Genomic DNA, 973 nt, shown 5'->3' on the forward strand with positions numbered 1-973 from the left:
CCCTGCTGATGTACGGGTCTGGATCGCACACCAACTTCACCAAAGCGTCGCCTGGACAAGTCGGGTTCTCGACGACGACTTCTCTCACGCTCTTCGTCTCATCTGTCGCCAACGCGATCAGAGCATCAGGCATGGCATCTTCGCGGCCGGCGACAGCCTTGCGAACCTGGGAGCTGGGGTCGGCCGCGAGTTCGATCCATTCGGCACGCGACAGGACCCCGTGCGCAGCATGGTTGCGCCGCTCGCTCACCTTCATGTCGGCACCCTAGACAACCAGGGCCCGAGGGCGTGCCTGATTGCAGTTCGGAGGGGTGCGGCGCACCCAACAAAGTGTCCGCCTCAGCCCAGAGCCAGAACACTCGGCAACAACCGGAACGCACCACCAACGAGTCACGGATTACCTCGACGAGGTCGGATCATCGACCTACTCTCGATGGTCTCGGAGAGGAGTCCCGATGCCAGAGGGGATCACGAAACGCGGCAACTCGTGGCGCGCCCGGTACCGCAACCCGGAGACGGGCCTGCAGCACGAGCGGGCTTTCACCAAACAGGTCGATGCGATCAAGTGGCGACGGCAGCAGCTCGACGCGCTTGACCGCGGACGGTGGGTCGACCCGCAGGCGGGGAAGGTCTCCTTCCGGCGGTACTTCGAGTCCTGGGAGCGAGACCAGGTCTGGACCGACGGCACCCGCAAGGCGATGTCCCTCGCGGTCCGATCGACCACGTTCGCGGAGATGGACCTGCGCAAGATCCGGCCAAGCCATGTCGAGGGCTGGGTGAAGTCGATGACCGTCGCCTCGCCCGAGCGATCTGCGCCGCTGGCGCCCGGGACGATCAAGACCCGGTTCGTGAACGTTCGGTCGGTGTTTCGGGCCGCAGTCCGTGACGGGATGGTCGCGACCGACCCGACGGTGCGGGTGCGGCTCCCCCGTCAGCGCAAGCGTGAGGCGGCGATGACGATCCCGACACCGGA

The 973-nt window shown here is 65.8% G+C and carries 1 protein-coding gene and 1 pseudogene; one reads left to right on the plus strand and one right to left on the minus strand.

Annotated elements, in window-relative coordinates; translation table 11 throughout:
- Nucleotides 1–256 (minus strand): hypothetical protein (locus tag ACOADB_RS01190; protein WP_378596097.1); only part of this gene is annotated, 256 nt, incomplete at its 3' end.
- Between the two features lie 199 nt (nt 257–455).
- Here ACOADB_RS01190 and ACOADB_RS01195 point away from each other — a divergent pair.
- Nucleotides 456–973: pseudogene (locus tag ACOADB_RS01195) on the plus strand (site-specific integrase); the annotation flags it as partial.

Origin of the sequence: Nocardioides sp. CPCC 206348, from assembly GCF_048654705.1 — a bacterium.
Taxonomy (GTDB): domain Bacteria; phylum Actinomycetota; class Actinomycetes; order Propionibacteriales; family Nocardioidaceae; genus Nocardioides.